3 protein-coding genes are annotated in these 3,519 nt (G+C 71.9%); all 3 read right to left on the reverse strand.

Annotated features, from left to right (window positions below; all coding sequences use genetic code 11):
- Positions 1 to 263: 263 nt before the first annotated feature.
- Positions 264 to 1,994, reverse strand: coding sequence for an ABC transporter substrate-binding protein (locus AAHZ94_RS30825; protein WP_349997020.1), 1,731 nt, complete (start codon positions 1,992 to 1,994; stop codon positions 264 to 266).
- A gap of 205 nt (positions 1,995 to 2,199) precedes the next feature.
- Positions 2,200 to 2,292 carry an Ms4533A family Cys-rich leader peptide gene (locus AAHZ94_RS30830; RefSeq protein WP_349997021.1) on the reverse strand — a complete coding sequence of 31 codons (93 nt, stop codon included), beginning with the start codon at positions 2,290 to 2,292 and terminating at the stop codon, positions 2,200 to 2,202.
- 370 nt (positions 2,293 to 2,662) lie between these two features.
- The coding region (locus AAHZ94_RS30835; RefSeq protein WP_349997022.1) for a DUF3152 domain-containing protein at positions 2,663 to 3,519 on the reverse strand (857 nt) is incomplete at its 5' end.

Here is a 3,519-nt window from a genome sequence, read left to right on the forward strand (position 1 = left end):
CCCCCCCCCCCCCGGCGCGGCGGCGCCCGCGCGGCCCGCGCCGCCCCGCCCCCCGCCCGCCCGGCCCCGCCCCCCCCCCCCCCCGCCCCCCCCGCGGCGGGCCCCGGGGGGGGGCCCGGGGCCCCCCCCCCGGGGCCGCGGCCAGGACGTCGCTGGTCACGAGGGCTCCCCGGGGCCCGCCGCGACGGCGGTCCCGGCGAAGGCCCCGGTGGCGGCGGCCCCGGCAGCGGCCACGGTCCCGACGGAGGTCACACGCACCCGGATCACCGGACCGCGACCTGCGACACGTCGAGCACGCCGGTCCAGTCGCTGATCACGATGTTCTTGACGTCCTTGCCGAACAGCCGCTTGTAGACCGGGTGGAACAGCGGCACCGACAGCGCCTGCTCGCCGATCTTCTTGTCGAGCGCGCCCCACCGCTTCGCCGCGGCCTTCAGGTCGGTCAGCTTGTTGATCGCGTCGATCTCGGCGTTGACCGCCTTGTCGTTGAGTTGCGCGTGGTTGTAGTTGGAGCCGTCCTTGACGATCTGTCGACCGTCGAAGATCGGCGCCAGGAACGGCCCGCCGGCGGGCCAGTCGGCGCCCCACTGGGAGAGGTAGAAGCCCGGCGCGCCCTGCACGCTGTGGATCTTCTCGCTGTAGTCGTTGTCCTCCAGGCCCTGGAGCTTGAGCGTGATGCCGGCCTTCTTCAGCCCCTCCTGCACGGCCGTGGCGACCTCGGGGCTGGTGGCGAAGTCCTTGGCGGTGGAGTGGGTGAGGGTGACCGTCAGGCCGTCCTCGTGGCCCGCCTCCTTGAGCAGCTTCTTGGCCTGCTCCGGGTCGCCCGTCTTGCCGGCCGGGAAGTGGTCGTAGGGCGCGTACCCGAAGTAGTCGCGCTCGGGCAGGAAGGTGGTGGCCGGCTCGGCGAGCGAGGAGCCGCCGGCCGCGTTGACGACGCTGGTGCGGTTGATCGCGTAGCTGATGGCCTGCCGCACCTTCGGGTTGTCGAACGGCTTGACCTTCGGGTTGAAGGCCAGGTAGTTCGTGTAGCCGAAGTGGCCGGTGCCGACCCGGTCGGCGAGCTTCTTGTCCCCGCTGACCTGGGCGAGCTCGGCCGGCCCCAGATTGGTGTCGGTGGTCACGGCCGCGGCGTCGGGCCCCGAGCCGGTGGACAACCGCTGGTTGATGACGGCCGAGTCGAGCCCGGACTTCACCTCCACCTTGTCCGGGTAGGCGTGCCGCTCCGCGTCGGTCTTCTCCGACCAGTGCGGGTTGCGCTCGAAGACCATGTGCTCGCCGTCGCCGCTGTTCTTGACGACCTTGTACGGACCGGAGGAGATCGGGTGCTTCTCGTACGCGGTCCCGGTGTCCTTGGCCTTCGGCACCGGCGCGAACTGCGTCTGGGTGGCCACGAACGGGAAGTCGCCCTCGGGCTTGCGCAGATGGAAGACGATGGTCTTCTCGTCGGGCGTCTCGATCGAGTCGAGGCCCTTCTTGTCCTTGTACGGGCCCTGGTAGGTGTCGCCGCCGATCAGCCAGTCACGCAGGTACGGGGCGCCGCCGGACAGTTCGGCCGCGAACGAGCGCTCGATGCCGTACTTGATGTCCGCCGTGGTGATCTTGGAGCCGTCCTCGTACGTGAGGTCGTCCTTGAGCGTGTACGTCCACACGGTGGCGTTCTTGCTGGGCTTGCCGAGGTCGGTGGCGAGGTCGGGCACCACCTTGGCGCCGGCCGGGCCGTCCTCGCGGTTGCGGGTGGTCAGGGTGCGGAAGACCAGCCCGGGGATGTTGCCGCCGCCCGAGGTGTACAGCCGGGCCGGGTCGAAGTCCGACTGGGGCTGCCGGTTGAGGATGGTGAGCGTGCCGCCCTTGCTCGGCTCGCCACCGTCCTTGCCGCCCTTGGCGCCGCTGCTGTTGTCACTGTCCTCGGGCCCGCAGGCGGCCACGCCGCCCAGCAGTACGACGCTGACGGCCGCCGCGGCCACGCGGCGGGATATGAGGGGCAGTTGACGCATGACGAGAAACGCCTTTCTCAGCAGGAGACATCCGGGCTTGCCGGGTCACGGCACGCCGCGACCGGGCGGGCCGAACCATCCGAGGCGGATGCGAAGGAGGTGAAGTGAGGTGCGGCACGGCGCTGGGGCCGTGGGCTGCGCGGCCGACCGCGCGGGGAGAAACCGTTCCTGGGCCCTGAGGGGCGGGGAGCGGCGAAGGGGGACGCTAGCGACAGTGAACGTCGGCGACCGCGTGCCCGGCCACGCCGATGAGCGCCAGCTCGAAGCTGACGGTCTCCGGGGCAGGGTGGCGTGACATGCCGAGAAGACTGAACGATTTTTCGCCACCTGGCAAAGATGTCTCGAATATAGAGACGATTTATCTCGCCAGTCGAGCAGGCAGTTGTCACGGCCAACGCCAGCCGGCGGACTGCGCAACTCCGCGTTGCGGGCGACGAAACCCCAGGTGATCACCGCCTGGGCGGCGTACGCGCGCCGCCACTACCCCGCCTTCCCCCGCGGCCCCGACCGACCGCGGCACGACCGCGCCGGCCGCCGCACGACGCCGGCCGTCGATCTTCCACCGGCACCGGCACCGGCCGCCCACCGGTCGTACGGGCCCGCCTGGCGGGGCCCTTCGCGCACCGCGTCCGGGCGGCGCCGACGGACCGACCGCCGGCGCCCCGGCACTAGCGCTGCTTGCCGCCCTTTGCTTCCGGGAACGGCCAGGCATTGGCCCGACAGGTGGCCTTGCCGGTCTTGAGCACCTTGGTCTGCTGCATCATCACCGGGGCCAGCGCGCCGTCACTGCCGCACTGCTCGTGGCCGCGGCCGAGCCGGTGCCCCACCTCGTGGTTGATGAGCATCTGCCGGTAGATCACCGTCTGGTCGTCGCGGAAGGTCTCCGCGCCCTGCGCCCACCGATAGGCGTTGATCATGATGCGTTCGGTGGCCGCCGAGTCGCAGGAGACGTTGTCCTGCGTGGTGTCGAGACCGGACTTGGCGCACCACACGCCCGTGGTGCCGGGACTGGCCAGGCTGATGACGAACTGGGCGTCGCCGGATGAGACCCGCTCGAAGGTGCGCCGGCCGCCGTTGCCCCAACTCCGGTTGTCGTTCAGGGTCTCCTGCACGGCCCGGACGAACAGCTCCGTCTCCAGCGGCAGCCCCTGCTCCACGTCCACCCGGTAGCGCACCACCTCACCGCGGCCCGGCGCCTTGTCCCGCCCGGGCACGGTGGTGAACTTGCCCGTCCCCTTCAGCCCGGGGCTGAGCGGGAACTTCGTCGCCAACTTCTTCTCGTACGAGGGCGGGGGCGGCGGCGCGGGCGGCGGGAGCCGGCCCTCGCGCTTGGCACTCGGCGCCTTGGCCTGTTCGGGGGCGCCGCCACCGGCACTGGCGTCGCCGTCGGAACCGTCGGCCACCTGGCCGGCGACCACCACGGCGAGCACCGTGGTGACCGCGGCTGCCGCGATCCCGGCGAACGTCCGCCCCTTGCCACCCGACCCGGCGCGCCCGCCCCGGGGGCCGCGGTCGCCGACGACTC

Source organism: Streptomyces sp. HSW2009, assembly GCF_040240285.1.
GTDB lineage: Bacteria > Actinomycetota > Actinomycetes > Streptomycetales > Streptomycetaceae > Streptomyces.

Bases quoted from the DNA above. Each gene is read 5' to 3' on its own strand.
- AAHZ94_RS30825 (WP_349997020.1), bottom strand. From the start codon at position 1,994: ATGCGTCAACTGCCCCTCATATCCCGCCGCGTGGCCGCGGCGGCCGTC.
- AAHZ94_RS30830 (WP_349997021.1), bottom strand. From the start codon at position 2,292: ATGTCACGCCACCCTGCCCCGGAGACCGTCAGCTTCGAGCTGGCGCTC.